Origin of the sequence: Saccharothrix deserti (assembly GCF_009769385.1) — a bacterium.
In the GTDB taxonomy this organism is placed as follows: domain Bacteria; phylum Actinomycetota; class Actinomycetes; order Mycobacteriales; family Pseudonocardiaceae; genus Actinosynnema; species Actinosynnema deserti.
Genome location: NZ_VKAB01000061.1, coordinates 1 through 26275, shown reverse-complemented (window position 1 = coordinate 26275; position 26275 = coordinate 1). Strand labels below are relative to the sequence as shown.

29 protein-coding genes and 2 pseudogenes are annotated in these 26275 nt (G+C 70.5%); 16 read left to right on the top strand and 15 right to left on the bottom strand.

The genetic code is table 11. The features are described from left to right. Window positions 1-93: 93 nt before the first annotated feature. Both FM051_RS46345 and FM051_RS53505 read left to right on the top strand, forming a co-directional pair. Window positions 94-1200 carry an ABC transporter permease gene (locus FM051_RS46345; RefSeq protein ID WP_158853686.1) on the top strand — a complete coding sequence of 369 codons (1107 nt, stop codon included), beginning with the start codon at window positions 94-96 and terminating at the stop codon, window positions 1198-1200. A 39-nt stretch (window positions 1201-1239) separates the two neighbouring features. Continuing rightward, a complete protein-coding gene (locus tag FM051_RS53505) occupies window positions 1240-1371 on the top strand; it encodes a hypothetical protein (RefSeq protein ID WP_274383895.1) in 132 nt (43 codons plus the stop codon). 198 nt (window positions 1372-1569) lie between these two features. Here the strand turns inward: FM051_RS53505 and FM051_RS46340 are convergent, their stop codons facing one another. Then, window positions 1570-2124, bottom strand: coding sequence for a cysteine hydrolase family protein (locus FM051_RS46340; RefSeq protein WP_158853684.1), 555 nt, complete (start codon window positions 2122-2124; stop codon window positions 1570-1572). A 223-nt stretch (window positions 2125-2347) separates the two neighbouring features. Then, the gene (locus FM051_RS46335; protein ID WP_158853682.1) at window positions 2348-2998 is read right to left on the bottom strand and encodes a uridine kinase family protein; all 651 of its coding nucleotides are present in this window, start codon (window positions 2996-2998) and stop codon (window positions 2348-2350) included. Between the two features lie 316 nt (window positions 2999-3314). On the opposite strand from FM051_RS46335, the gene FM051_RS46330 reads away from it, so the two are divergent. Further along, window positions 3315-3986 (top strand): DUF4184 family protein, encoded by a 672-nt coding sequence (locus FM051_RS46330; protein ID WP_274383894.1) that lies wholly within the window; start codon window positions 3315-3317, stop codon window positions 3984-3986. A gap of 449 nt (window positions 3987-4435) precedes the next feature. On the opposite strand, the gene FM051_RS46325 is transcribed toward FM051_RS46330, so the two are convergent. Beyond that, the gene (locus FM051_RS46325) at window positions 4436-5326 is read right to left on the bottom strand and encodes a Rossmann-fold NAD(P)-binding domain-containing protein (protein WP_158853678.1); all 891 of its coding nucleotides are present in this window, start codon (window positions 5324-5326) and stop codon (window positions 4436-4438) included. Between the two features lie 77 nt (window positions 5327-5403). Here FM051_RS46325 and FM051_RS46320 point away from each other — a divergent pair, with 77 nt between their 5' ends. Further along, window positions 5404-5826, top strand: coding sequence for a winged helix-turn-helix transcriptional regulator (locus FM051_RS46320; protein ID WP_158853676.1), 423 nt, complete (start codon window positions 5404-5406; stop codon window positions 5824-5826). A 262-nt stretch (window positions 5827-6088) separates the two neighbouring features. Beyond that, window positions 6089-6700 (top strand): phosphoribosylanthranilate isomerase, encoded by a 612-nt coding sequence (locus FM051_RS46315; protein ID WP_158853674.1) that lies wholly within the window; start codon window positions 6089-6091, stop codon window positions 6698-6700. Window positions 6701-6841: 141 nt separating this feature from the next. On the opposite strand, the gene FM051_RS46310 is transcribed toward FM051_RS46315, so the two are convergent. Further along, complete coding sequence (locus FM051_RS46310) at window positions 6842-7705, bottom strand: NAD(P)-dependent oxidoreductase (RefSeq protein ID WP_158853670.1); 864 nt, start codon at window positions 7703-7705, stop codon at window positions 6842-6844. 69 nt (window positions 7706-7774) lie between these two features. Between FM051_RS46310 and FM051_RS46305 the strand changes: the two genes are divergently transcribed. Both FM051_RS46305 and FM051_RS46300 read left to right on the top strand, forming a co-directional pair. Beyond that, on the top strand, window positions 7775-8137 hold the full coding sequence (locus FM051_RS46305; RefSeq protein WP_158853668.1) for a MerR family transcriptional regulator: 363 nt from the start codon (window positions 7775-7777) through the stop codon (window positions 8135-8137). Window positions 8138-8312: 175 nt separating this feature from the next. Continuing rightward, entirely contained in the window at window positions 8313-8657 is a 345-nt protein-coding gene (locus FM051_RS46300) for a hypothetical protein (protein WP_158853666.1), read from the top strand. Between the two features lie 674 nt (window positions 8658-9331). Here FM051_RS46300 and FM051_RS46295 read toward each other — a convergent pair. From FM051_RS46295 to FM051_RS46280, 5 genes are all read right to left on the bottom strand, one after another. Beyond that, window positions 9332-10294, bottom strand: coding sequence for an NAD(P)-dependent alcohol dehydrogenase (locus tag FM051_RS46295; protein WP_158853664.1), 963 nt, complete (start codon window positions 10292-10294; stop codon window positions 9332-9334). Next, window positions 10291-10518 (bottom strand): helix-turn-helix transcriptional regulator, encoded by a 228-nt coding sequence (locus tag FM051_RS46290; protein ID WP_158853662.1) that lies wholly within the window; start codon window positions 10516-10518, stop codon window positions 10291-10293. The genes FM051_RS46295 and FM051_RS46290 overlap by 4 nt, the downstream gene beginning before the upstream one ends. Then, a complete protein-coding gene (locus FM051_RS53810; RefSeq protein WP_338019539.1) occupies window positions 10512-10652 on the bottom strand; it encodes a hypothetical protein in 141 nt (46 codons plus the stop codon). Before FM051_RS53810 ends, FM051_RS46290 begins: the two co-directional genes overlap by 7 nt. Before the next feature lie 34 nt (window positions 10653-10686). Then, window positions 10687-10896 (bottom strand): hypothetical protein, encoded by a 210-nt coding sequence (locus FM051_RS53805; protein WP_338019538.1) that lies wholly within the window; start codon window positions 10894-10896, stop codon window positions 10687-10689. Window positions 10897-10996: 100 nt separating this feature from the next. Beyond that, complete coding sequence (locus FM051_RS46280; protein WP_158853660.1) at window positions 10997-11182, bottom strand: hypothetical protein; 186 nt, start codon at window positions 11180-11182, stop codon at window positions 10997-10999. A 225-nt stretch (window positions 11183-11407) separates the two neighbouring features. On the opposite strand from FM051_RS46280, the pseudogene FM051_RS46275 reads away from it, so the two are divergent. Further along, window positions 11408-11845, top strand: a pseudogene (locus FM051_RS46275) (haloacid dehalogenase type II); the annotation flags it as partial. 360 nt (window positions 11846-12205) lie between these two features. Here FM051_RS46275 and FM051_RS54305 read toward each other — a convergent pair. After that, window positions 12206-12757 (bottom strand): tetratricopeptide repeat protein, encoded by a 552-nt coding sequence (locus FM051_RS54305; protein WP_158853658.1) that lies wholly within the window; start codon window positions 12755-12757, stop codon window positions 12206-12208. 5 nt (window positions 12758-12762) lie between these two features. Between FM051_RS54305 and FM051_RS46265 the strand changes: the two genes are divergently transcribed. Further along, window positions 12763-13143, top strand: a complete 381-nt coding sequence (locus FM051_RS46265; RefSeq protein WP_238413157.1) for a Rossmann-fold NAD(P)-binding domain-containing protein — start codon at window positions 12763-12765, stop codon at window positions 13141-13143. Here FM051_RS46265 and FM051_RS46260 read toward each other — a convergent pair. Next, window positions 13104-13985, bottom strand: coding sequence for an NAD(P)-dependent oxidoreductase (locus FM051_RS46260; RefSeq protein WP_158853656.1), 882 nt, complete (start codon window positions 13983-13985; stop codon window positions 13104-13106). The genes FM051_RS46265 and FM051_RS46260 overlap by 40 nt on opposite strands. Window positions 13986-14060: 75 nt before the next feature. Here FM051_RS46260 and FM051_RS46255 point away from each other — a divergent pair, with 75 nt between their 5' ends. Beyond that, window positions 14061-17282 (top strand): AfsR/SARP family transcriptional regulator, encoded by a 3222-nt coding sequence (locus tag FM051_RS46255; RefSeq protein WP_202919421.1) that lies wholly within the window; start codon window positions 14061-14063, stop codon window positions 17280-17282. Between the two features lie 66 nt (window positions 17283-17348). Here FM051_RS46255 and FM051_RS52665 read toward each other — a convergent pair whose 3' ends face one another. After that, window positions 17349-17585 (bottom strand): helix-turn-helix domain-containing protein, encoded by a 237-nt coding sequence (locus FM051_RS52665; RefSeq protein WP_158853654.1) that lies wholly within the window; start codon window positions 17583-17585, stop codon window positions 17349-17351. A 93-nt stretch (window positions 17586-17678) separates the two neighbouring features. Between FM051_RS52665 and FM051_RS46245 the strand changes: the two genes are divergently transcribed. The 4 genes from FM051_RS46245 (at window position 17679) to FM051_RS46230 (ending at window position 21929) form a co-directional block, all read left to right on the top strand. Beyond that, entirely contained in the window at window positions 17679-17855 is a 177-nt protein-coding gene (locus FM051_RS46245; protein ID WP_158853652.1) for a hypothetical protein, read from the top strand. Between the two features lie 11 nt (window positions 17856-17866). After that, window positions 17867-18718: an SDR family NAD(P)-dependent oxidoreductase gene (locus tag FM051_RS46240; RefSeq protein ID WP_158853650.1), complete on the top strand. Its 852-nt coding sequence runs from the start codon at window positions 17867-17869 to the stop codon at window positions 18716-18718. A 70-nt stretch (window positions 18719-18788) separates the two neighbouring features. Beyond that, entirely contained in the window at window positions 18789-18980 is a 192-nt protein-coding gene (locus FM051_RS46235) for an Imm1 family immunity protein (RefSeq protein ID WP_338019540.1), read from the top strand. A gap of 261 nt (window positions 18981-19241) precedes the next feature. Beyond that, window positions 19242-21929 carry a tetratricopeptide repeat protein gene (locus FM051_RS46230; RefSeq protein ID WP_238413159.1) on the top strand — a complete coding sequence of 896 codons (2688 nt, stop codon included), beginning with the start codon at window positions 19242-19244 and terminating at the stop codon, window positions 21927-21929. A gap of 21 nt (window positions 21930-21950) precedes the next feature. On the opposite strand, the gene FM051_RS46225 is transcribed toward FM051_RS46230, so the two are convergent. Then, on the bottom strand, window positions 21951-22607 hold the full coding sequence (locus FM051_RS46225) for a GNAT family N-acetyltransferase (protein ID WP_238413156.1): 657 nt from the start codon (window positions 22605-22607) through the stop codon (window positions 21951-21953). A 123-nt stretch (window positions 22608-22730) separates the two neighbouring features. Here FM051_RS46225 and FM051_RS46220 point away from each other — a divergent pair, with 123 nt between their 5' ends. Both FM051_RS46220 and FM051_RS46215 read left to right on the top strand, forming a co-directional pair. After that, entirely contained in the window at window positions 22731-23258 is a 528-nt protein-coding gene (locus tag FM051_RS46220; protein WP_158853644.1) for a hypothetical protein, read from the top strand. Window positions 23259-23296: 38 nt separating this feature from the next. Further along, window positions 23297-24145: a DUF3592 domain-containing protein gene (locus FM051_RS46215; protein WP_238413155.1), complete on the top strand. Its 849-nt coding sequence runs from the start codon at window positions 23297-23299 to the stop codon at window positions 24143-24145. A 226-nt stretch (window positions 24146-24371) separates the two neighbouring features. Here the strand turns inward: FM051_RS46215 and FM051_RS46210 are convergent, their stop codons facing one another. Next, window positions 24372-24926 carry a DUF1097 domain-containing protein gene (locus FM051_RS46210; protein WP_274383893.1) on the bottom strand — a complete coding sequence of 185 codons (555 nt, stop codon included), beginning with the start codon at window positions 24924-24926 and terminating at the stop codon, window positions 24372-24374. A 119-nt stretch (window positions 24927-25045) separates the two neighbouring features. Then, window positions 25046-26149 (bottom strand): annotated as a pseudogene (locus FM051_RS46205) (alpha/beta fold hydrolase); the annotation flags it as partial. Window positions 26150-26275: the final 126 nt, after the last annotated feature.

Genomic DNA, 26275 nt, shown 5'->3' with positions numbered 1-26275 from the left:
CGCCACCGCCGAGCACGGACGTGATTCCGAGATCCACCACCCGGGCGCGGCACTCGCGGACGCGCCGCGCCCGGGGTTCACGAGGGGAAAGCCATGACGGCCTGGACAACTCTGACGGAGAAGCTGGGCGCGGTCACGAGGTCGCTGGACGACCGCACGACGTGGCGGGCGTCGTTGGTGAAGGCGGTCGCGTTCGACATCGCCCAGCACTCGCGGAACCGGCTGGCGCTGGCGCTGGTGGTCTTCTTCATCCCCGCGTGGATCGGGCTGGTGAAGGCCGTGCTGCCCGACAGGCAAGTCGACTACCACTCGGAGGTCGCCAAGAAGGCGCTGTCGGTGCCGGCCGACGAGCTGATCACCATCTCCGGCGCGATCAACGCTGTCACCCTGATCGTAGGGTTCATGATGTTCGCCGCCGTGCGCAGGTCGGGCGAGTTCGACCGGCGGCTCGTGCTCGCGGGCTACCCGACGTCCTCCCTGCTGGTGGCGAAGCTGGCGGGGTTGCTGCTGATCTCCGGCGCGGTCGCGTCGTACGCCGCCGCCGTCATGACGCTGCACTGGGACCCCCGGCAGGTGTGGCTGATCGGTTTCAGCCTGTTCATCAGCGGCCTGACCTACGGCGGCATGGGGTTCGTGCTCGGTCTCGTCTTGTCCACGGAGCTGTCGGGCATGTTCGTGATCATCATGGTCAGCCTGGTCGAGGTGATGCTCCAGAACCCGGTCACCAACCCGTCGTCCGACCAGAGCGTCGTGCGCTTCGTGCCCACCTACGGCGCGATGCAGGCGGGCACGACCGCCGGCTTCACCGACCAGGCGTCGTTGGGCTATTCCCTCTTGGGTCTGCTGTGGTTGGCCGCGTTCGGCTCCATCGCGGTGACCGCGTTCCACCGACGAACCAAGGACCACGCCCGACGTGACACCGAAGCCGACGGACGCGCGACCACCCCGGCCGTGGTCACGTTGACCACACGCGTCGACGGATCCCTCGAAGTGCACTCGACGACCGGCCCGGTGGTGCTCTGCTCACAGCTCCCGCGGTGCCCGGCGGGGTGCGGGGACGAGCCCGCCGGGCCGGCACAACCGGGTCGCCGACACCAGCGGACAGCGGCGCCGACCGAACCGGTCGATCGGCCGAAGCCCCGCGGCAGGGTACGGACCACGACCCTCGACGGCATCAAGGCGGCGCCACTCGTCCGTTGAACCCGCGACGACGAGAAACCCGAACCACACGCCGCTCGCGTGGACGACGTCAAGCCCATCTCGGCGGCCTCGGCCAGCAGCATGTCGGCCTGGCGCTCGCCGGTCGCGGGGTTCCACACCGGGGCGGTGCGGCTCGACTCGCCGGCGGTCTCGCTGCCGTCGATTCGGTGATGGATCGTCCTGACTGCCACCGTGCTCAGCGGCTGCTCACCTTTTCGGTCTGTTCCAAGGGGTGCGAGGTAGGACGTTGGCGAGGTGCCTGCGTGAGCAGGTCCTTTCCAACGCCCCCTCCCGAACCGGACTTGGCCCGTTTCCGAGCATCCGGCTCTCCGGTCGCGGAGCTGTCCCCGTTGCGCTGCACGCCGTGGGTCAGCGTCGTTCTCCATGCCAACCGGCGCAGGGCACGACCTCGAATCCCCGGCTGGGGAAGACGGTGTCCATGAAGAAGTCGTGCATTGCCGCATCGCCGTCGGCGCAACCGTCACGCAGCACGGTCACCCGGTAGTCACGGTCTGCCGCGTCGTAGCACGTCGCAGCCACCATTGCGCTGGTCGCGACTCCGGCGATCGCGAGAGTGCTGACGCCGGCCGCGCGGAGCACGAGGTCGAGATCTGTGCCGGCGAACGCGCTGGCGCGGCGTTTCACCACGACGACGTCCTCGTCGGCGACCGGCAGGGCGATCTCGGTTCCGGCCGATCCCTCGTGGAAGGTGTCCCCGGCTTCGTGGAACGTCCTGAACAGTGCGTTGCCCGGTGGCAAGTCGGCCCCGTTGGCCCGGAGGGCGAAGTGCACGAACACGACGAGGGCACCGGCCGCGCGGGCGCGGGGGAGCAGTCCGGTGAGCGGCGGCACGACTTGCCTGGCGAACGGGTAGTTGCTCGTGATGCCCTGCTGGATGTCGCCGATGATCAGTGCGGTGGTCACGACAGGCTTCCCCCGGTCTCTCCATCCGGCGCCCTGCGGTCAGCAGGACAGCCATTCCGGCGACCATGATCATAACGGTGGTGCAGTGGCCAGGGGCGGGGTCGAACCCGCCGAGCTTCGCACTCCGTCCTGGGTCAACGCTTGCGATCATGATCCGTGCATCCCACGTGCACCACCACGCGCCGCTCGTGTGCGAGAGCTGCGGCGCAGGGTGCCCAGGAGCTCAAGGAACTGCCGGAGGGGCGATGACGATCTCGGTATCGGGGTCGTGGTGGAGTTCGGTCGTGCCGGCCACGACGATCGTCGCCTTCCGCCACGGCTGTTCGCGGAGCATGAACGGCAGTTCCTCGGCCAGCCACTCGGCGATGTGCCGTTGCTGGGCGACGGAGTCACCGTCGCGTGCCACCAGTCGGCGTTCCTGCTCGTCCAAGTCGCCCTGCATCCAGATCGAGGCGTCGATCCACTGGGCGAACTCCTCGCGGATGACCCCGGTGCCCTCGACCCACACGACGTCCGCCCCGGCCGGGACGCGGATCGCGCCGGGTCGGTGGTGCCCGATCCAGGCCGACGGTCGGAACTCCACCGCCTCGCCCCGGTGCAGGGGCCGCAGGACGTTCTCGACCATCAGGTCTCCCCAGTCGAAGCACGCGTGGTTCCAGGCGACGTCGTCGGTGTGCACGACCCCGGACGCGGGGACGATCATTCGCAACCGTTCGACGAGGGTGGACTTCCCGGCGCCGCCGCGCCCGTCGATCGCGATGAGAAGGGGACGTCCGGTGACGTCGGGTGCTGCCTCGCGCAGTCGCCGCACGACATCGGACAGCTTCTCGACCCGCCAACCCGTGGCCTGGACCTCACCCGGATGCAGACGCATCCACGACCTCCTCGGTTGCACGATCAGCCAACTCGGAAACAGACCCACCACCCTGATGGCCCCACACCCACCACCCGCCCGGCAACACCAGTGGACAGCCGGCTCGGCCCGGTCGGCGACGTCGACACCCGTTAGCGTCCGAGTATCGCCGCGGTGTGGGATCCACCGAACGCTGCTCGCGGATAGATTCACCCAAGTCAAAGCGGAGCTCAACTGGTGGGACGGTCCACGCGGTGGGCTCGTGCGTCCGGGACCGCCATGCCGGGGAGATCACGATCCACGGCCGGAGTACTAGGATCCGGCGATCGGGCCGAAGGTGTCCGTCCATGGTCGAGCGTTGCGGCCGTGCACCTTCGAGGAACGGGAGTCGTCGGCGTGCCGTTCACGTTCGCCCATCCGGCCGCGGTGCATTCTGCTGTTGCTCATCGGGGTTCTGGTTCTGGAGCCGCTTCTGGCCCTGTCCTCTGAAGGGTGGCGCGCCCGCGTCACCCCGCCGGATCTCGTCGCCCGGTTGCACACCTGGCGGGCGCGCATCATCGCGGTCGGCTCGTTGATCGTGGGTGCCGCAACCCACCTCGCCTGGGACGCTGTCACCCACACCGACGGTGCCGCGGTGCGGCATTGGCCGATGCTGCGGCTGTCGGTCGTCGGTCCCCACCGCCTGTACAACGTGATCGGCTATGCGTCCTCGCTCGGTGGCCTGCTGCTACTCGGTATCGTCGTTTTGCGCTGGTATCGCCGCGCCCCACACGGCAACGGGGAACACTGGCGAGCCCCGCCGAGGGGAATGCGCAGATGGGTTCTCGGCGGGATCGCGGTCGCCGCGGCCGCCGGTGCGGGTATCGCGCTCGCCGATCCGGTGAGCCAGGTCAGTGCCTACGACTGGGTACGCCGGTTGTTTGGTCGGCGGCGTTCAAGGCACCGGGCTGGCGCTCGCGCTCTACGTGCTCTGCTGGCACCTCGCCCGTCAGTTCGGCATACCGCGTGAGCGCATGTGACCTCGTATACGGCTTTCCCAGCCTGACAGCAGAACGTCCGCGCCGGCAGAAGAGGTCGCTCCGCAACGCCCGGTTCGCGGCAGAAGAGGACGTTCACGCGACGGCTGGTAGGAAGATCGGTATGGCTGAGCGCTTGGCGGGCAAGGTGATTCCTGGTGACCAAGGGAACCTCCGGCATCGGGGAGGCCGTTGCGCAACCGGCGCGGGCTGCCGATCGACGGCGGAGCCACCTCGCAGTGACCAACTCACACGCCCGGCCTCAAGGGACATAACGACGTGGGCTTACCCGCCCCCTGCGCCGCGTGTCCCCCCGCTCGTGCGCGCTATGCGGCATAGTCCGTCGCCCACGCCGGGTGCGGCGCAGCGAGCAGCCCAAGCGCCCCCGGCGGACTTCGCCGCAGCCGGCAGCGGGAACAGGCCAGCGGCACGCCAAGCTCCGTCAGGCCGCCGGGAGGGGGACCACGGCCTTCAGCGCGTCGCAGATCAACTCCAGCGCCGGTCGTGGCGGGGTCGGCAGCAGTGCGGCCAGGTCGTCGCCGGGGGACTCCAACAGGCCCGCGCCGGTGTTGGCGAACATCGAGAGCGTGTGCGACACCTGGTACGGCTCGAGCCCGCCGCCGGCCAGTGCTTCCCGGGCCTGGGCCAGCGACACCGGCTGGTACGTCACCGGGCGCCCGAGAACCTCGGCGAGCACCCCGGCGATGTCCTCCCCGCCGATGGCGGTCGCGCCCGCCAGTTCGTACGTGCGCCCGGCGTGGCGGCTGCGCTGTCCGGCGGCGAGATCGGCCTGTGTCTCCACCGCTACGCGGGCCGCGACGTCGGCGAGGTCTTCCCTGGCCACGACCGATACCCGGCCGTGGCCGAGGGGCGCGGTGAACACGCCGGTGGTGGCCGCGGATTCGGCGGAACTCATCGCCAGTCCCGCCGGGATCTCCGCGTACAGCCCGTTGCGCAGCACGGTGACGTCGAACGGGGCCTCGGCCAGACGGGCTTCGGTCCACCGGTGCGCCAGCGCGATGCTCAGCTGATCGCCCGAACCGGCCAGGCTGGTGTAGATCACATGCCGGACTCCCGCCGTGGCGGCCGCGTCGACCACCGCACCGTGCCGGGCCAGCACCACGTCGTCCTCGGCGTAGCCGGCGGAGACGAACACCAGCACCCGCACGCCGGTGAAACCACCGACGAGCGTGGTCGGGTCGTCGAAGTCGATCCGACGGGCGGCGCCCGTGGCCGCACGCGTGCCCGCCACCACGCCCAGGTCGGCGACGGCGCCGAGCCGGTCGAGGATCAGACCTCCGAGCGCGCCGGACGCACCGGTCACCAGCATCATGGAATACCCCTCACTGCGGTTCGGTTTGGTGACCGTAGGATCGTGATCCCGGGCCGAGACCGTAAGGAGGCACTACCGTGTCTGTCGCGCACACCGCGGTAACCCCGCAGGTCAGCGGTGCCGAGCCGGTCGGTCCGTGTGGCGAGGACAACTGCGGTATCCGTGAGGTCCTCGATCGCCTCGGCGACAAGTGGACCGTGCTGGTCGTCGTGGAGTTGGTCAAGGGCGTTCGCCGTTACCGCGAGTTGCAGCGGGCGATTCCCGGTATCTCGCAACGGATGCTCACCGTGACCACGCGTCGGCTGTGCCGCGACGGCCTGGTCGAGCGGACGGTCTACGCGACCATCCCGCCACAGGTGGAGTACCGGCTCACCGACGTCGGCGACAGCCTCGCGAAGACGATCTCCGGCCTCGCCGACTGGTCGCGCGACCACCAGGACACCATGGCCGCGGCCCGGCAGCGGTGGGACGCCGAGCATCCCGACGAGGCAGGCCGCTGAGCGGTTCGCCCGCGTGTCCGGCGGGTCGCGGATAATTACGGTCACGCGCCTGGTGAACGTGAGTGCACTGTATTCCTCGACCCCGTTTGTCACACGCATGACAAATGTGTCCGGTCTCTTTGTGGTAGTCGTTGAAAGTGTAGTTAACGTGTTGCGAATACTTGTTCGGTAGTCGATCCGGAGCTCGACTCGCCGGAGGCATTTCCGGGACGACGAACCCCGCCACGAGGTGACCGCTGACTTGTGGTGCTAACGTCGCGCGGTGTATGTGAAGTTGTGCGGACTGCGCACCGAAGCCGACGTCACCGCCGCCGTGGACGCGGGAGCGGATGCCGTCGGATTCGTCTTCAGCGAGAGCGTGCGACAGGTCGACCTCGACACCGCACGACGACTCGTGCGCGAAGTGCCGCCGCACGTCCTCGCCATCGGGGTGTTCCGCCAGGTGTCCCCGGCGGAGGTCCGCAGGCTCGCGGTGGAGTCCGGTATCGGGGCCGTCCAGCTGCACGGCGGCTACCCGAAGGCGGCGTTCGACGACTTGTCGACGTCCGGTATTCCGCTGGTGCGTGCCGTCACGCTGACCCCGGACACCGATGTGCGAGTCGGCGCCTACGGCGAACGGATGCTGCTGCTCGACTCACCCGTGGCGGGCTCCGGCGAACGCTGGGACCTCGGCGTGCTCACGTCCGCCCGACCTCGGGGTCGGTGGCTGCTCGCCGGCGGCCTCAGCGTCGACAACGTCGCCGCGTCCGTCACGGAAGCACGACCGTGGGGCGTGGACGTGTCCAGCGGCATCGAGTCCGCCCGCGGCGTCAAGGACCACAACCTCATGCGCGACTTCGTGACCGCCGCACGCGGCGCTTCACGCTCGGAATAGCTTCGCACCCACCGCGCCCCTTTCCTCGGCTACCGGCTCAGTGGACCGCGATTGTCCTACCGGGCAAGCCGAACTGCTCGCAGCGAATCGCCCTATTACCAAAAGATCTTTAGGTGCGGGGCCCTGCCGCCACCGCGCGACTCATGGCTTGCGGAACTGCTCCACCAGCGCCACGTACCCGCTGGCGCCGTGACCGGCGGTCGCCGCTCGCTCGGCCAGTACTTTGACGAGCCTCGGCAGCTCGGCGTTGACGCCGAGCGACTCGCTCTCCTCGACCACGTGCGCCATCGCCGCCAGGTGGGTGTCGACAGTGCCGTCGTCGGCCGGGTAGATGCCGTCGTCGGCTTGCCGCGCGTAGCCCGGCAGCCAGCCGGCCACCGTGTCGATTGCCATCCGTGCGATGGGGAGGTACGCCGTGGCGGAGACACCGGCCGTGCCGAGGATCGCGGCTCCGTTGAGGAAACCGTCGAGCATGCCCCACATGAGGACGAGCGTGGCCATCTCGTGCGTGGCCGACAGTCCGGGGTCATCGCCGAGGTGGAGGCCCGTGCCGAGGCTGTCCAGCGTGGACTCGTGGGCGTCGTACAGCGGTCGCGGCCCGCTGTAGGCGAGCACGGCGTCGGCCGTGCCGACGGCCTCCGGGACGGCCATGATCCCGCCGTCGAGGTAGCCGCCGCCGCGGCGCGCCACCTCCTCGGCGAGCGCTCTGGCGCGCGAGGGCGTGCCCGAGGTCAGGTTCACCACGACCCGACCGTCGAGCGGTCCGTCGAGGACGTCCGCCACGGCGTCGTAGTCCGACACGCAGACCACCACGAGCGGGGCGGCCGCGATCGCGGCCGCTGGAGACTCGGCGAGCGTCGCGCCCCGGGCCACGAGGTCGTCGGCCTTGGCCGCCGTGCGGTTCCACACGGTCATCGGGTGTCCCGCGCGCAGGAACGCCCCGGCGAGGGCGCCGCCCATCAGTCCGAGGCCCAGAACCGTGACGGGTGTGCCGGTGTGCATCATGTGCTCCTTCTCTGATCGGTGGCACAATCGTCAACGTTCACACCGGTATGAAGGTCAAGGGGGATTCGCGTGCTGATCGGGGAGCTGAGTCGGCGGACCGGGGCGAACCCGCACCAACTGCGGTACTACGAGGCGCAGGGCCTGCTGGTGCCCGACCGCGGCGGCAACGGCTACCGCGAGTACGGCGACGACGCCGTGCTGACCGTGGCCCAGATCAGGAAACTGCTCGACGCCGGGTTGTCGACCCAGGAGATCGGATACCTCCAACCGTGCGTCACCGGCCCGGCCCCCGACCTGAAGCCCTGCCCGGAGACCCTGGACCTGCTACGGGCGCGCATCGCGGGACTGGACGAGCAGATCGACACGCTCGTCGAGTCCCGCCAGACACTGCGGGAGTACCTGGTGGCCACGGAGCGGCGGATGGCTAGCTAGACGCGGGCCGGGAGCCACCCACGAGCCGGGCCGGAAGCACGCGTCACCGAGCCCTGGCGAGAACAGCAGCGGTACCAGGGCGAACCACAGCGAACCGGAGTCGACCAGTGGACTCCTGGCGAGCACGACACCGACCACCGACCCGGTGCGCCCGGCCGCGCGGTAGGCGAGTCACATGGCCAGCGACCGCACGACCAGCGCGGACATCCCCACGGCACCGGTGCAGAACAACCCGGACGGTCTGATGAGGACACTCACGGCCACCCGTCAAGCGGTGCCCCTTCCCGCGCTCGCCGACGCGCCGCAGGTCGTCGCGGGTGGAGAACCCTCGCTGTACCAAGCACGAGGTGTTGCTGGACCCGACGATATAGCGGCCGTGTACGTAGTCCGCTTCCGGCGGTCCACTCCGGCCCGGGTCGTGCGATCGTGGAAGCCAGCGCACCCGGCGATCATCGGTGTGCGGACCGGACGTTCACCGAAGTTCAGCTACGCCGCCGCGCCCGTGCGGCTGGCGGGTTGACCGGTAGCCAGAAGCTGCAGCGCGGGCAAAGGCCACGAGTCGATCCGGCCGGCGCCGGCTGCCCGTGATCCGCGAACTCCGCGCCGACACCCGGATGCTCGTCTACCTGTTCGCGGCGCAAGGCGACACGGCGCACACCGGGACACCACCTCGGCCGACCGGGGATGTCAGCAGCCTGGTCAGGGCAGGCTTGCGAGACACACTCGCGCTCGGCGTCCCTCGGCTGGGGCTCACCACCCAAGTGATCGACCCGTCCGCGCCCCGGCAGCTCCCTGGAAACTCTGGCCCGATCGGCCAGTCTGCTCACCGAACACAACACACCACTGCTCGACCAGGCCGTGCACCAGGCCATTGAGACAGCTTGACAGCTCACATAACCGCTCCGGCACTGTCCACTGTGGTCACCGACTACGGCTCCGACGCGGTGGGCCGCCGGCCGGGGTCCTCGCCCGACGGCCCACCGGCTCTGGCGGGAACTGCGCCAGGTGCTGCGGCCCGGCGGTCGTGCGGTGCTGCTCCTACCGGCCGGGACGCGGACCGGGCTGTTGGCTGGGTTGCGGATCCTGGATCGTCGGCCGGTCAGCCTGTTCGGCACGCGTGCGGAGGTCGTCGTGCTCGCCGGTTGAGTTGTCCACAACTGCAGACAACCTGAGGTGCAATTCGAACGAGTGTTCTTAGATGGTGATGACGACCTTGCCCCGGGCGCGGCCTTCCTCCAGGTAGCGGATGGCCTGGGCGGCGTCGGCGAGCGGGAACGTGCGGTCGACGACCGGGGCGAGCTTGCCGGCCTCGATCAGCGTGCGCAGTTCCTCGATGTCCTCGCCGCGCTCCACGGAGATCACGCCGCCCAGGCGCTGGCTCACGAAGGGGGACAGCAGGATCGCCCGGAGCCCGCGGTCCATCCCGCCGAGCCACCGGCCGCCGCCCTCGCCGCCGACGAGGATCAGCCGGCCCCTCGGGGCGAGGGCGCGGCGCAGGTGGGACAGTCGCCGCATCCCGCCGGTGTCGACGATCAGGTCCCAGTGCCGCGTCCCGTCGGCGAAGTCGGTCTGGGTGTAGTCGACGACGTCGTCCGCGCCGATCGAGCGGACCAGGTCGACCTTGCCGGTGCTGCACACGCCGGTCACCGAGGCGCCGTACGCCTTCGCGAGCTGCACCGCGAACGTGCCCACCCCGCCACCCGCGCCGATGACCAGGACCTTGTCGCCGGTCCGGACGGCGTCGCGCAGGCTGTGCAGCGCGGTGAGGCCCGAGACCGGGACGGCGGCCGCCTGTTCGAGCGTCAGGTTCGCCGGCTTCGGCACGCATCTCGCCGCCGGCACGCACGCGTACTCGGCGAACGAGCCGCCGCAAGTGCCGAACACCTCGTCGCCGACCCGGAACTTCGTCACGTTGGCGCCGAGCGCCTCGACCGTCCCTGCGACATCCCGCCCCAGCACGGGGTTCCTAGGTGCGCGCAAGCCGAAGGCCGCGCGGACCGGGAGCGGCAGCCCGGTCATGAGGTGCCACACCCCGTAGTCCACCCCGGCCGCGTGGACCCGCACGAGCACCTCGTCGTCGCCGGGCTCCGGCCTGTCCATGTCGGCGAGCCGTAACACGTCGGCCGGGCCATATCTGTCGTACACGATCGCTTTCATGATTTCTCCCCATCCGGGTACTGGAAAACGTCATCGAGCGGAACCTTGAAGACCCGCGCGATCCGGAATGCCATCTCCAGCGACGGCGAATAACGCCCCTGCTCGATGGCGATGATGGTTTGCCTGGTCACACCGATCCGTGCCGCTAGCTCCGCCTGGGGCATCTCGCCGTTGGCGAACCGCAGCGCCCGGATCGAGTTCGTGACCTTGGTCGACTTCACCACGACTGAAATCCCCGACGGTAGGCGAAGATCTTGGCCACGGAAGCGAGCAGACCGGATATCGCGAACGCGAGGTGGATCGCGTTGGCGATCCAGAAGTGGTCGACCTCGGCCATCGCCATGACCAGCGTCGACACCCCGCCGATGGCGGTGAACGACTGGCCGATGTACTCACCGAACCGCTCGATCTCCCGGTCCCGCTCGTCCTTTCTCCCGGGAGTCCTTCGGCGTGGTGAGTTCGGCGGCGGTGCTGAGCACGATCGTCACGGCGATCGCCACACCCACGGTCCACAGCAGAGCCGCCACATACGGCATCTCGGCCAGCGGCCCCAGGATGATGACGAGGTAGGTCACGTACGCGCAGGCAGTGACCAGCGCCATGATCCACGCGTGCTTCTCCTCGGGTCACGCCCACTCCCAATGTAAAACAACTTTGACATCGCCGAATGTAAAGCGCTGCGGACACCATGTCAAGAGTCTTTTACTCCTGCGCGCACGGCCCGGCCGACGTGGTCCCACAACCGTCGCCGACGTCGGACGTCATCATGTCCTTCAGCACTCCGGCCCCGTGTTCCCGGAAGAACCCGGCCATCAGCTCCCGAAGCGAGGGATCGTTGCCGGTGAACAGCTCCATCACCGTGACCAGCCGCCGAACCGTGTGCCCCACCTCGGATCGTCCACGGGCGTGTCGGCCTGGAAGTGCTCGGCGAACCGGGTGAGCCCCACCGTGAGCTTCCGACTTGTATGTAGGTACCGGTTGGGCTGGCTGGATGATCACTGGTTATAGCCTGCCGGAGGCGCTGGGTCGGGCTCGCTCGTGAGGTTCCTGGGCTCCACACGCTGAAAGTCGGAATGTCGACCGTGGGCGGCCAAGTGCGGGGTAACCGACGCTGCCGCCGTCGACAGGCTCGCCACCGCCGAACGGCGGCTCGATCCCTGGCCCGACACCATCGAAGCCCTCGAACGACTCGCGCGACACTTCCCTCTCGCAGGCCTGTCCAACGCGAGCCGGGCAACGCTGACCCACCTCAACGCCCAGGCCGGACTGCGATGGCACTACCTGCTCTCGGCGGAGGACGCTCAGAGCTACAAACCTGCCCCCGACGCCTACCGGCTCGCCGTCGAAATCGCCGGCGGCGGTGCACCCGAGCGCGTTCTCATGGTCGCCGCTCACGCATGGGACCTCCGGGGCGCACAAGCACTGGGACTGCGCACGGCCTATGTCCAACGGCCTGTCGGAGACCCGCCTCTCGCCACCGACTCATTCGACTACCACACCGCAAGCCTCGCCGATCTCGTGGCTGCGATCCTCGACCGCTGGCACCGGTGATCCACGACTGCTGGAGTGATCTTCCCCGGCGTCCCTCGTCGGAGTCGGAGCCTGCTTCCTGAATCCGGGCGCGCGGGGTGTCCGGCTTGCTGTTCTGTCGGGTGCTCCGCTGCCTCAGGGGATCAGGGGCCGGGTCAGCCAGCGGGGACAGCACCGGCGCGGGTCATGTCGCGCCCGAGGACGCCGCAGCTCCAGCAACGTCCCTGACAGTTCGCCGCTCAGCCTGGTCCTGCCCGCGACATCAGCCAACAGCCGTTACCCGGCATGGGACACGACCCCGGCCTCGTGTTGAGGGTGCGTGCGGGCGGCACCATGATCACGCCGTCGGTGGTCGACCGGGCCCGTGTCACCGGGTAGTGATCACGGTGCCGCCCTGATCCCGGCAGGAGCGCGGTGATTCCGGATGTCGGGGATTTCCGGCCTCGCCGTGTCACTGCCGGAGCCGGGTCGTGACGCGGGTCGACCAGGGCGCGGTTCCGCGACTGGTGACGCGGCAGGGCGGTGCCGGACTGCACCTTCTTCACGCTGCTGCGCTGGGTGCGCTGAAGTAGGCATGCCGGTTGCTCGGCGGTGCCGGTCTCGTGATCCCGGCCTGGGGTCGGCTGTGGTTGCGCAGTAGGCGATTGCCACGCTCATGGCGTCGGCGCGGTCGCTGTAGTGGGCGGCGAGGTAGTTCGTCTGGGCGGCGGTGAACCACTCGACCGCCCGGTCGGGATCGCCCGTGGCTTGGGCGCAGCGGCCGAGGGCCGCCTGCACGTCGGCTATGTGGAGGGGGGAACCCGATCGGGTGGCGACCGGCAGCGCGTTCGTCAGCAGGGGCACGGCGTCGGTGGGGCGGCCGGTGCGCACAACGACGTCCGCGCGGGTTGTGCTCAGCCGGGCGTGGCCGAGGTCGTCGCCAGCGGCGAGCAACGCTGGTGAACAACGCCGCGACCTACGTCGGCGGCAGGGTCGACGACGTCGACGGTGACCTCGCTGCCTTCGGCCGCCAACTCGCCGTCAACGTCGGTGGCGTCACCACGGCCATCCGGGCCGCCGCCCGGATCCTCGGGAACGGCGGACGGATCATCACCGTCGGCTCCATGCAGGCCACCCGCCCCGGATTCGCAGGGGCCACATACCCACACCGGACGGGAATCCGGTCCCGTGTGACGCGGTGCGCCTGCACCTCCGCGAGGTGCAGGCGACACGTCGGAAACCCGCTGGCACCAGGTCGTCGGCCCGTTCGGATTTCCGGTTCCCGCCTGGCGGCTGTCGGCTATGCCTGGCCTCGGAAGACCTCGATGAGGCTGGCGTAGCTCGTTCCGGCGTGGCCCCCGTCGATGGCGCGCTCGGTCAGGGCCTGGATGCGGGCGGGCCAGTCGGTATCGATGCCGGCGGCCGCGCTTTCCCGCACCAGGTACTTCATGGTGCCCAGATGGGTCTCCAAGGTGGCGTCCTCGGCGGGGTATGCGCCGCGGTCGATCTGATCGGCGTACGCGCTGATGAACCCGGTCACGCTGCCGACCCACTGGTTGGCGAACGGCGCGAAGGCGGTCGCGTCGACCTTGGCCGTACCCAGCAGCGCCGCTCCGTGCAGGAACGCGTTGAGCGTGCCCCACATGACGCCGAGCAGGGCCACGTCGTACAGGGACGCGAGACCCGGGTCCTCGCCGAAGAAGGTCGCGCTACCGAGTCGATCGAGGCTGTCGCGGTGCTTCCCGAACGCCTCTGGTGATCCGCTGAACAGCAAGAACGCCTCCGGGCGGCCGATCACCCCGGGGATCGCCATGATGGCGCCGTCCAGGTAGTCGCCGGTCCACGTCGACAGCTCGCGGGCCTCGTCGGAGGTCCCGGAGGTCAGGTTGACGAGGGTCCGGCCGACGAGCTCGGCCCGGTGCGGAGCGAGCGCCTCGCGTACCGAGGCCGCGTCGCTGAGGCAGACGACGACCAGGGAACTCGCCCGGAGGGCGTCGGCCGTGGACGGCGCGAGCACGGCCCCTTGGGCGACCAGCTCGACCGCCTTGGCGGGCGTGCGGTTCCACACCGTTGTCGGGTGGCCCGCATCGAGGAAGGCCGCAGCGAGTGCCGTGCCCATCAGGCCCAGGCCGATGACGGTGACGGGTTCGTTGCCGAGATCGGCGTTCGGTGTGTTGGTCATGGCACGACTGTGCGTCAGGGGTGTTCCGGTCGATCTCCGGAAAGGTTGCGGCGAGGTAGTGGGTAACGTGGCGCGGTGCGTTTCGGAGTGCTGGGCCCCCTGGAGGTGTGGACGTCGCACGGGCACCCCGTCCGGGTGCGCGAGACCAGGGTCCGCACCCTCCTGACCGCACTGCTGGTGCACCGGGGCCGGGCCGTCTCGGTGGACCGGCTCATCGAAGCGCTGTGGGGCGACGCGCCCCCGGCGAACGACGTCCGCACGCTGCGGTCCAAGATCTCGTTGCTGCGGCGCACCCTGGAGGACGCCGAGCCCGGAGGCCGCGACCTGATCGAGTCCCGGCCGCCGGGTTACCTGCTGCGAGTGGACGACGACGCGGTCGACGCCGCACGCTTCGAAGCGCTGCTGCGCCGCGCGCGGGCAGTCACCGGCGACCCGCGCGCCAAGGCCCGACTGCTCGGCGAGGCCACGGGGTTGTGGCGCGGCACAGCGGCGTTCGCCGACCACGCCGCCGAGGAGTTCGTGCGCGCCGAAGCCCGGCGGCTCGAAGAGCGGCGACTGGCCGCGCTCGAAGAGCTCGCCGAGGCGCGGCTCGAACTCGGTGAGCACACCGTGCTGGCAGGTGAGCTGGGCGAACTCGTCGCGGCGCATCCGCTGCGCGAGCGGTTGCGGTCCGCGCACGCCCGTGCCCTGTACCTCGCGGGCCGCCAGGACGAGGCGCTGGCGAGTCTCGGCGAGTTGCGCGATCGGCTGCGCGACGACCTCGGCCTCGATCCCGGCCGCGAACTGGCCGAGCTGCACGAGGCGATTCTGCGGCAGGACGCCGCCCTCGCCCCCGCCGCACCCGAGACCCGGCCGCGCGACAACCTGCCCGCGCCGTTGACGGACTTGATCGGCCGCACCGGGGACGTGCGGCGGATCGACGCGCTGCTGGCGTCCGAGCGGCTGGTGACGCTGACCGGGGCCGGCGGCGTCGGCAAGACGCGGCTCGCGCTGGAAGTGGCCGCGCGCCGTGCCGACGAACACCCGGATGGCGTCTGGCTGGTGGAGCTCGCCACGGCACGGACCGCCGCCGAGGTGCACGAGGCCGTCGCGGCGGTGCTCGGTCTGCGGGACGACCTGCGGGCTCCCGTGCGCCCCGTGTCCGGCCGGCTCGCCGACGCCGTCGCGGGCCGGGACATGCTGCTCGTGCTGGACAACTGCGAGCACGTCGTCGAGCCGGCCGCCGAGCTGACCGCACGGCTGCTGCGTGCCGCGCCCGCACTGCGGGTCCTGGCCACCAGCCAGGAGCCGCTCGCGGTGGTCGGTGAACGCCTGTGGCCCGTCGCGCCCTTGGACCTGCCCGGACCGGACGCGGACGGACCGGAGCAGTCGAACGCGGTGCGGCTCTTCGTCGCCCGCGCCACCGCCGCCGCTCCCGACTTCCGCCTCCAGCCGGGCAATGCGGAGGCCGTCGCCACGATCTGCCGTCGCCTGGACGGCATCCCGCTCGCGCTGGAGATGGCCGCCGCCCGGGTGCGCGTCATGTCCGTGGCCGACCTCGCCGCCCGGCTCGACGACCGCTTCCGGGTGCTCACCGCGACGCTGCGCGCCGCCCCGACCCGACAGCGCACGCTGCGCGCGACCATCGACTGGAGCTGGGGCCTGCTCAGCGAGCTGGAACAGATCGTGCTGCGCCGTTTGGCCGCGTGCGCCGACGGCTGCGGGTTGGAGGCCGCCGAGGCGGTGTGCGCCGACGGGCGGGTGCGCCGTGAAGACGTCCTCGACCTGCTCGGACGGCTGGTCGACCGGTCCCTGGTCGTTCAGCGGAATGGCCGGTACCGACTGCTGGAGTCGGTCGCGGCCTATTGCGCGGAGCGGCTGGCCGAGGCCGACGACGAGGAAGACCGGCGCACCCGCGACCGCCATCTCGCCTACTACGTCGACTTCGCCGAGCGTGCCGACGCCCGGCTCCGGGGCCGCGAGCAGCGACTGTGGCTGGAACGGCTGGAGGTCGAGGCCGCCAACGTGCGCGCCGCCCTCGCGCACGCCGTGCGCCGTGACGTCGCCGACACCGCGCTGCGGCTGGTCAACGCCCTGGCGTGGTTCTGGTTCCTGCGCGGCCGGTTCGCCGAGGCCCGGCGCTCGCTCGACCTCGCGTTGTCGGTCGGCGGCACTCCCGAGCGGGAGGCGGCCGCCAGGGCTTGGCGGGCGGGCATGTCGCTGCTCCTGCTCGACACGTGCGAGAGCGACAGCCAGGCGGTGTTGAAGCTGTACGACACCATCGACGACCCCGCCGGACGGGCCCGCGCGCGGTGGTTCATCGCGTTGGGCCGGACCGGGTTCGGCGATCCCGCCGTGACCCTCGACCTCGCCGACCGGGCGCACGCCGACTTCGACGCCATGGGGGACCACTGGGGCGCCGCCGCGGCGCTGTCGGCCCGCGCCGAAGTCCTCTTCTACCAGGGCAAGCAGGACCAGGCACGCGCCGATGCAAGGCTTGCGAACGCACGCTTCCAGGAACTCGGCGACGGATGGGGCCGGCTGCACGCCACCTACGTCCTCGGGGACCTGGCCGAGGTGACCGGCGACTACGGCGCCGCCGAACGCCTGCGCCAGGAAGGTCATCGGCTCGCCCGCGACCTCGAACTGTGGAACGACGTGTCCAAGATGCTGGCGCGGCTCGGCCGCACCGCCGTGCTCACCGGCGACCTCGACCGCGCCCAGGACCTCCACGAACGCGCCAGGCGGCTGGCCGTGGCGCACGCCTACCAGCGTGGCCGGGAATTCGCCGAGGTCGGCCTGGGGCTCGTGGCCCGTCGCCAAGGCAGGCTGGAAGACGCCGAGAACCACCTGTACGCCTGGCTCGACTGGTGCCGTCGATGGGAAGGCGACCACGGAGTGGCGCTCATCCTGGCCGAACTCGGTTTCATCGCCGAACAGCGCGGAGACGCCGACACCGCCTGGAAACTCCACCGGGAAGGACTCGATCACGCCGGCCGCACCGGCGACCCGCGCGCGCTCGCCCTCGCCTTCGAGGGCCTCGCCGGCGCCGAAGCCCTCGGGGGTGCCCACGCGCAAGCCGCCCGACTGCTCGGCGCAGCCGCCGCAGCCCGCGACGCGGTTCGCGCGCCGCTGCCCGCGGCCGAACGCGGCGACGTCTACCGCATCACCGAGATGGTCCGTGCCGGCCTGACACCGGAGGCGTACGACCACGCCTTCAAGCAGGGAGGCAGCGGCCTTCCTGCGCTGGTTGACCACCCGGGAACGGGCACCTCACCGCCGACGGGCAGCAGACGCGGCGCGCCGTGTTCACCCTGACAAGGGCTTGCAAATGATCGACGCGCTGGTTGTTGAAGGCGAGCTTGTCGAGGTCGCCGCCCACGGTCAGCCCGGGGCCGGTGCAGGGCTGGTTGTACTGACCTGAGAGGTTGGGGACGCGGCTGGCGGCGACTGCTCACCGGCCGAGGTGAGCCGGACTTCGGGCCGGGTGGACAGGTCCACGCCGAGCCGTGTCTCCAGCCGCCGGATCTGCCGCGACAGCGATGGCTGCGCGACGTAGAGGTCCCTGGCCGCCCGGGTGAAGCTCAACCGCTCGGCGACGGCGACGAAGTACCGCAGCACACGGGTGTCAACGTCCGTCGAAACCGTCCATGCCCGAAACGTATGGGCACAGGTATTGGCCGGCGGTGAGGTCCGAGCGGTTGCCTTGGTGCCATGACACCTCCCATCCGTAGGAGCCCACTGCTGCGGGGCGCGGGTCTGGGTGTGGTCGGAGCGGCGCTCGCGACCGGCAGCGCCGAGGCGATCAACTTCGCGGGCGACCGACACGCCGCCGACGCGTACTTCCGGCGCACCCACCCGTTCGCCCCGCTCCACGACCGGGGCGAGTGAAAGGAGTTTCGATGCCCTCCCGCAGGGACATGCTCACCGCGGGCGCGGCCGCCGTCGCCGCGACCGCGTTGGCTGCCGGCACAGCAACAGCTGCTGTTCCACACAGGCGTTTCGACGGCAGGGTCGTCCTGATCACCGGTGGCACTTCCGGCATCGGCGAGGCCACGGCCCGCGCGTTCGCCGCGGAGGGGGCGAAGGTGTTCTTCTGCGGCCGACGGGAGGCACTCGGCAACCAGGTCGCCGCCGGCATCCGCGCCTCGGGCGGCGACGCGACCTACCGCCGTGCCGACGTCCGCGACGAGGCGGAGGTCCGGGCCCTCGTCGAGGCGTGCGTGCGCCGTCACGGCCGGCTCGACGTCGCCGTCAACAACGCCGGTATCGAGAGCCCGCGTGCCGTCCGACTGCACGAGCAGACGCTCGCCGACCTGGACGCCGTGTGGCGCACGAACGTCGCCGGCGTCTTCCTCGGCATGAAGTACGAGATCCCGAGGATGCTCGCCCAGGGCGGCGGCGCGATCGTGAACACCGCGTCGGTGTCCGCCGAGGTCGGGTTCGCGACGATCGCGCCGTACAACGCGAGCAAGCACGCGGTCGCGTCGCTCACCAAGGTCGCCGGGCTCGAGTACGCGGCCGACGGCATCCGGGTGAACGCGCTCGCGCCCGGCGCGGTCGACACCCCGATGCTGCGCCGCGCGGCGGAGGCGTTCGGCATGACCTACGAGCAGATCGCGCAGGACTACCCGATCAGGCGGATCGTGAGTCCCGACGAGATCGCGCGGGTGATCATGTTCCTCGCCTCCGCCGACGCGAGCGCGGTCGTCGGCCAGGACCTCGACGCGACCGGCGGCTACCTGTCCGCCTAGCGCCCGGAGATCAGGCCGTGGTTGAGCTGCATGGCCGCGGCGGCCGAACTGATCAGCGGCGTACCCGTGGCTGGCAGGTGCAGTTCGTCCCCGTCGACGGGCGCAACTCGGACTGGCGGAGTGCTTCCTGTGGGGCGGTATCGACCAGGGGATGCCGCCGCACGCGGAGTTGCCGGTGCAGCGCGTGCTGGAGGCGGTGTCGGAGTTCGTCCGTACCGGCCGGCGGCCGACGAGTGTGGACTCGGTGCCCGAAACGGCGTGAGCGCCCGTACCCGATCAGCCGTGTACGCCAGGGGCGGCGTGGATGTGCCGTCGTGCCTGCTCTACAGGATCCGCCACTGCTGGTTCGGGGCGTGGTCCAGTCCGTCGATGCGGCGCTGGACTTCGGCGGCCTGTGGGCTGCCGGGTGCGGACTCGCGCGCGTTGGTCGCGACGATGCGTAGTTCTCCGATGACGCTGTCCTGAGATCCGCGCGGGCAGCGTCGGCGGTGTGATTTCCTGAGGCGTGGACCGCGTGGACCCGATGCATGAGCCGGAGCGGCCGAGCGAGTCCGGACTTCCGGACGGCGCCCGGTGGACGCGAGTCGAGAACGACGTGTCCGGCACCGCGACCGGTCCGGTGGTGCAGCTCGGTGCTCTGTACGGCGATCTGCACGTGCACTCGACCGCTCCATCCGCTGCTCAAGCTGTCACGGGTGCGGTGGAGGGCAGGCGTTTCGTGCGTCGTATCCCGGCGCGGGCCGGCTGCTTCCAGGACCGTGCGTCGATCGGTCTGCCCATCGAGGAGACGTTGGGGGTGCTCACCGGCCTGGGCGGGGTGGGCAAGACGCAGTTGGCGGCCGAGTACGCGCGTCGCGGCATCGCGTCCGGCGACGTCGACCTGGTGGTGTGGGTCGCCGCCTCCTCGCGCGATGCGATCGTCTCCCGGTACGCCGAAGCCGGTGTCGAGTTCGCCGGCGCCGACCCGGGTGACCCCGAGTTGGCCGCCGAACTGTTCCTCGGGTGGTTGGAGACGACGCCGCGGCGTTGGTTGATCGTGCTGGACGACCTGACCAGCCCCGCCGACCTGACCGGGCTGCGCCCGCCCGCCGAAGTACCGTCGGGACGTACCGTGATCACCACTCGCCGCCGTGACGCCGCGGTCGCCGGGCTGGGTGGTCGGCGGGTCGAGATCGGGGTCTTCACCGAGGCCGAAGCGCACGCGTACCTGCACGCCGCGCTCGACGAGCGGTTGGCCGACGACGTCACCGGGGTCGTCGCCGATCTCGGGCGACTGCCCCTGGCCCTCGGGCAGGCAGCCGCCTACATGCTCGACCAGGACGTGTCCTGTGCCGACTACCGGCGGCGTTTCGCCGATCGCACCAAGCGCCTCGCGGATCTGGTACCGGCGTCCGACGCACTGCCCGACCAGTACCACAAGACCGTGGCCGTGACCTGGTCGCTGTCGATCGAGGCCGCGGACGCCGAACGTCCCACCGGCCTGGCCGGGCCCGTGCTGGAGCTGGCCGGCGTGCTCGACCCGGGCGGAATCCCGACCGCCGTGTTCACCACTCAAGCCGCCCGCACCTGGCTGGGCCACGCCCGCACGGTCGACACCGACGCGGAGTGGGAAGAACTCGACGCGGACACCGCCCACGCCGCGCTGCGCCGCCTGCACCTGTTCAGCCTGGCCACCATCGACTCGGGCACGGTACGCGTGCACGCTGTCGTCCAGCGCGCCGTGCGCGACCACCTGCCACCCGGCCGCCTGGGCGACCTGGCCTGGGTTGCCGCCGACGCCCTGGTCGACCTCTGGCCCGACGGCGGCCGTGAGCCGGACCTCGGCCAGACGTTGCGCGCCAACGCCGACGCCATCGACCGGTGCGCCGGTGAGCACTTGTGGACCCCCGACGAGTTCCACCCGGTCCTCGCCGTGGCCGGTAACAGCCTCGGTTTCATCGGCCAGGTCTCCGCCGCCGCCACGTACTTCGCGCGGCTGCACGCCACCGCCGCCGAGCGGCTCGGCCCGGATCACCGCTTCACCCTGGGCGCCCTCGGGAGCCTGGCCACCTGGCAGGGCGAGAGCGGCAACCCGGAAAGCGTGCCGATCGCGCGGCGGCTGGTGGCCGATCGGCAGCGGGTGCTCGGTCCACGCCACCCCGACACCCTCACCGCCCGGCACACCCTCGCGCGCCAGCTCGACCTCGTCGGCGACCCGGCGGATGCCGCGGCCGAACTCGACCAGCTGCTCGCCGATCGCGTGGCGGTGCTGGGAGCCGACCACCCCGACACCCTCACCACGCGGCACAACCTCGCCGCGAACCGAGGCGAGGCAGGCGACGCCACCGGCGCCGTCGAGGTGTTCGAGGCGTTGCTCGTCGACACCGAACGGGTTCTCGGCGCGGACCACCCCGACACCCTCAGCACCCGCCACGAACTGGCACGGTGGCGGAGCGCGGCAGGCGACCCGACCGGTGCCGCCGCCGCGTTCGCGCAGTTGTTCGCCGACCGGGTCCGCGTGCTCGGACCCGACCACCCGCTCACCCTGACCACCCGCAGCGAACTGGCCCTGACCACCGGGCTGGCCGGGGACCCCGCCGGCGCCACCGCCGCGCTCGAATCGCTGCTGGCCGATCGTCTGCGGGTACTGGGCCCCGACCACCCCGATACCCTGGAAACCCGTCTCAGCCTCATCGTTTCGGGTGCCGAGGACGGACCGCCGGACGGCATCGCCGAAGTCGAGGTGCTGCTCGGCGACATGCTGCGGGTGCTCGGGCCGTACCACCCCAGCGCCTGGCACACCTGTGCGTACCTCGCCGTCTTGCGGGGAGGGCCGGGCGACCCGATGGTGACCGCCGCGGACGAGCTGCTCGCCGCATGCCTGCGCGTCCTCGGTACGGACCACCCCGACATCTGGCGTATTCGCACTCAAGTCGTGTTGTCCCGCAGCGAGGCCGGCGACGCCGTCGGCGCCGCGGAAGCCTATGAAGGACTGGTGTCCGACGTCGCCCGCCAGTTCGGCCCCGACCACCAGAACACGCTCCGGGCTCGCCGCGAACTCGCTCGCCGCCACGCACTCGCCGGTGACGCCGCCGCGGCCGTCGCTGTCGCGCAGCAACTGCTCGACGACCGACTACGGCTCCTCGGCACCGACCACCCGGACACCCTTGCCTCTCACGCCGACCTCGCCACCTATCGCAGCCTGACCGCCGCTCCCGAAGCGTCGACGTAGCTCGACAACCGCACAGCGCGGTCAGTGCTCGAAGTCGATCCGCATGACGACTCGCCGCAGGGTCGGGTGGCTGATCTGGGTGAACCCGGCCTCCTCGAACACCTGGCGGGCGCCGACGCGCATCTCGCCCCAGATCACGTCCCGGCCCGGTTCGGTGATCATCGGGTAGGCCTCCAGCGCGCGGGCGGCGCGTTCGCGGGCGAAGTCGACCGCCGCGCGGGCCAACAGGTAGGTCAGACCGCGGCCCCGGAAGCCCTTGCGGACCACGAAACAGGTCACCGCCCACGTGGTGCCGTCGTCCTTGTCCTCGTCGCGTCCCTTCCACGGGATGCGGGACGTGCGCAGCTTCGGGTACGCCGTGCGCGGCTCCACCGCGACCCAGCCCGCCGGATCGCCGTCGACGTAGGCCACCAGACCGCTGGTGACCTCGGCATCCGGGGTGTCGCAACCGGTCTGCTCGCGGAGCATCGCGTTCCGCTCCTCCTGGGTGGTGTCGCGCCAGAACCAGCCGGCGACCTTCAACCGCTGGCACCGGCACTGCCCGGGTTCGGACGTGCCGAACACGTCCCGCAAGTCGTCCCACGACGCCTCGTTGGCGGGGACGACCCGGACCTGCCCCTCGGTGATCGGGTCCGGCATCCCGACCCCCGGTTCGCGGAGTGAGGTGTCATCGGTCATGCGCGGCAGGCTAACCACGATTCCGGACGTTCCGCTTCCGCAACCGGCAAACCTGGGATCGGTAGGGCCCTCGCCCGCCGCACGATGTGATCACCACATCAGCGGCTCGGGAGGCAGGACACCGTGTTCAAGAAGATTCGCGACAAGATCAACACCGCCACGCAGCAGGCGACGGCGCGGGGCGAGCAGGACTTCCAGCGGCACGCGGCGCAGTTCCAACGGGAAGCCGCCGCGCAGGGCCACGACATCCGGCCGCAGCTGCCGACGCTCGGCATGGTGTCGCACGGGTTCGGGACGATGACCGACGACCCGGCGATGGCCGAGTTCCTCGCGCTGCCCGGCGAGGAGCAGCTGCGTCAGCAGCGCGAAGTCAACGCGTACGGCCAGAACCTGCGCAGGCTCTACGAGTCCGGCGAACCCGCCACCGCCGTCATCCGCACCCTTGAGCCGACCGGGACGGCGGTCGCCGGCCAGCTCCAGTACACCTCGGCGATCGACGTCACCCGCGCGGACGGCACGACCTACCAGACCACGATCACGCACCTGGTGCCGACCATGGCGTTCTCGCAGTACACCCCAGGCACCAAGCACGAAGCCAGGATCGACCCCGCCGACCCGGCCAACGTCGGGGTGTTCGGGCTCGTCGACTGATCCACAGGCAGTCCGAGGACACCGGACGAGGAGGTTTCATGTTCCCCTACGGGAACCTGTGGTGGGCCGGCATGGGCCCGCCGGACGACCCGCGGCGGGACCGCGAGACACGCCGCAAGGTGTGGCTGCTCAGCGTGCCGACCGCGCTGAGCTGGGCGGTGGTCGGGTGGTCCGGCGCGCTCGGCATCCTCGACGGGTTCCGGCTGATGTCCCTCAACCGGGTCGGCGCCTGGGACCAGGGCGCCTCGATGATATCGCTGATGATGATCTTCGGCGTCTCCATTCCGATCGCGTCCATGCTCGGGTTCGCCATGAGGTGGACCGACTGGAGTGTCTCCGGGTGGCCCGGCACCGGGTTCGGCGTCGGCGGTTTCGCCGCGTTCCTCGGTCTGACGATCGGCACGGCCCTCGCGACGTCGTCCTGGACGGCACCCGAGGCGGTCGGTCGGCGATTGCCGTTCTCCGACGGTCAACCGGAGGAACCGTGGAGTGGTGCGGACTGGGTCGTCTACTACGAACCGTATCTCGTGCCCGCTGTGTTCGGCGTCCTCACGGTGGTGGCCGGTGCACTGCTGTTGCACGCGGCAGGCACGGCCGCGATGCGGGAGGACGCCACGGCCGACCTCGAACACCGGGGTTGGCGGGTCACGGGGCGGATCGACCACGTCGAGTTCACCCACGACTGGGGGATGGGGAACCCGCGGTTCCGGGTGCGCGTCTCCTATCCGGGAACCGTCGGCCCGCGCACCGTGGTGGCTACCATGATCACCCCGGCGTTCCAGGCGCCGGTGGTCGGAGGCGCGGTCGACGTGTTCTACGACCCGGACGACGACGAGTCGATCATCGTTCGAGCACGGCCCGACCAGTCTGCGCGTTTTCCGTTCTGATGCCGGAGGCGGACGTCGTGAACACGGTGGACCCGGCGCGGTCCTTGAAAGACCGTGTCGAGCGCCGGCGGGAAATCCGGTAGTGCTCGCCATCGCGGTGGTGGCGTCAGTGGCCATCCTGGTCCAAGGCCGTCGACAGCGTCTTCGACGACCGCGGCGCCGCCGAACCGCCGTTGCAGGCGATGGGGCACGTTCGGCTTCATCGGGTGCGTCCTCGCGGCCAACACTAGGCCGGGGTTCCGGCCTTGACTCCCGGTTCGGCCCGCTCGGGCTCCGGGGCCGCCGGTGCGAACATCAGTCGCAGGCCCAGGAACGCGCAGAGCGGGCCGAGTGCGCACATCGCGGCGGCGCTGACGAAGGCCGCGGCGAGGTTGCCGACGGCGAAGCCGAATCCGCCGAAGTAGGTGGCGAACAGGGAGGCGAAGCCGAAGAACATCCCGGGGATGCAGGCGAAGAACGGGATGCGTCCGGTCGCCAGCAGGGTGCCGTTGATCACGAAGATGACCACGCCGAGCGCCAGGGTCTTGCCGAACGTCCCCGCGCCGAACATCGTGCCGATCGCCTGATCGAGCAGGATGGCGACGACGCCGTACACCGCGCCGGTGGTGGTGGCGGTGATCATCTTGACCGCGTTGGCACGGCTCGGGTCGCCGAGCAGGAAGGTGCCGGCCCAGGCGATGAAGATGGCCCAGGTCGGCATGTTGAGTGGGCTCATGGTGAGGAAGACGGTGGCCATGGCGACTATCGAGGCGCTGACCTCGTGGGGTAGGCGGAAGCGCATGATGGGTGCTCCAATGTGGATGGCTGGTGCCGGTGATGGTGCCGGTGACGGTGCCGGTGAAAGCCGGTGAAAGCCGGGGCCGGGTCGGCCTTCACCGGCCGCGCGGTCGGAGGAGCCGGTCAGGCCAGCCCGCCCGGCTTTGCCAGCAGCTCGCGCAGACCCAGGTCGATGAACTCGGTGTCCTCGGGATTGCTGCCGTGCCCCGCGAAGTGGCCCCAGATTCCCGGGATCACCCGCAGTTCGGCGTTGGACATGTGGTTGACCGCCCACGCCTCGTCCTCCGGCGGGAAGTAGAGGTCCTTCTCCGCGGGCATCACCAGCGCCGTCGCCCTGATGGAGGCCAGTGCCGCTTCGGTGTCGCCGTCGAAGCCGGGCGTCCGGCCGACATCGCCGTTCTGCCAGGTCCACAACATGTTCAGCAGGTTGTTCGGGTCGCGGCCGTCGAGGAAGAAGCCTTCCCAGAAGCCGATGAGGAAGTCTTCGAGGGAGGTGTAGCCCAGCTTCTCGTACTCCTTCTCCCAGTAGAACGCCTGGGAAAAGCCCCAACCGGCGTAGACCCGCGCCGACGCGCGCAACCCGGTGGTCGGCAGGGTCTCGCCGTACCAGCCGCCGGCGAAGACGGAGTCTGCGGTCAGCGCGGCCTTCACTCCCTCCAGGAAGACCTTGTTGTGCAGGCTGGTCTTCGACGAGCCGCAGAACGGAGCGATCCGCTCGACCATCTCCGGGTGGCTCACCGCCCACTGGTAGGTCTGCCCCGCGCCCATGGACCAGCCGGTCACCAGGGCGAGCTTCTCGATGCCGAACTTCTCGGTCACCAGGCGGTGCTGGGCGACGATCTGGTCGTAGACGGTGATGTCGGGGAAGCGCGCGCGGTCGTAGGGAGGCGGCGTGTTGCCCGGCGAGGTGGACAGGCCGTTGCCGAGCATGTTCGGCACGATGATGAAGTAGGTCGCCGGGTCGAGCGCCATGCCGGGCCCGATCAGCCATTCGTTGTCGTCCTTGATCAGGTCGACGTGCAGGTCGACGAACCCGCCCATCTCGATGGCGCCGCAGAAGGTGATCTCGCCGTCGCCCTGGCTGAAGTGCAGGTCGCCACCGGACAGCAGACCACCGGGGACGTGCACCGGGTAGAAGACCCGGGAGCCGCGGGTGAAGTTCTTGGTGTCCTGGTTGCCGCCGTTCTCCCGGGCCGGCACCGTGCGGGCGCCCTCCCTGGCGACCTTGTTCCGTACCGGGTTTGATGGAGACCATCAAGCCTGGATGATGAGGACTAATGGCCCCACCGAAGAAGTACCCAGACGAGCTGCGTGAGCGGGCGACCCGGATGGCCGTGGAGGCCCGTCGGGACC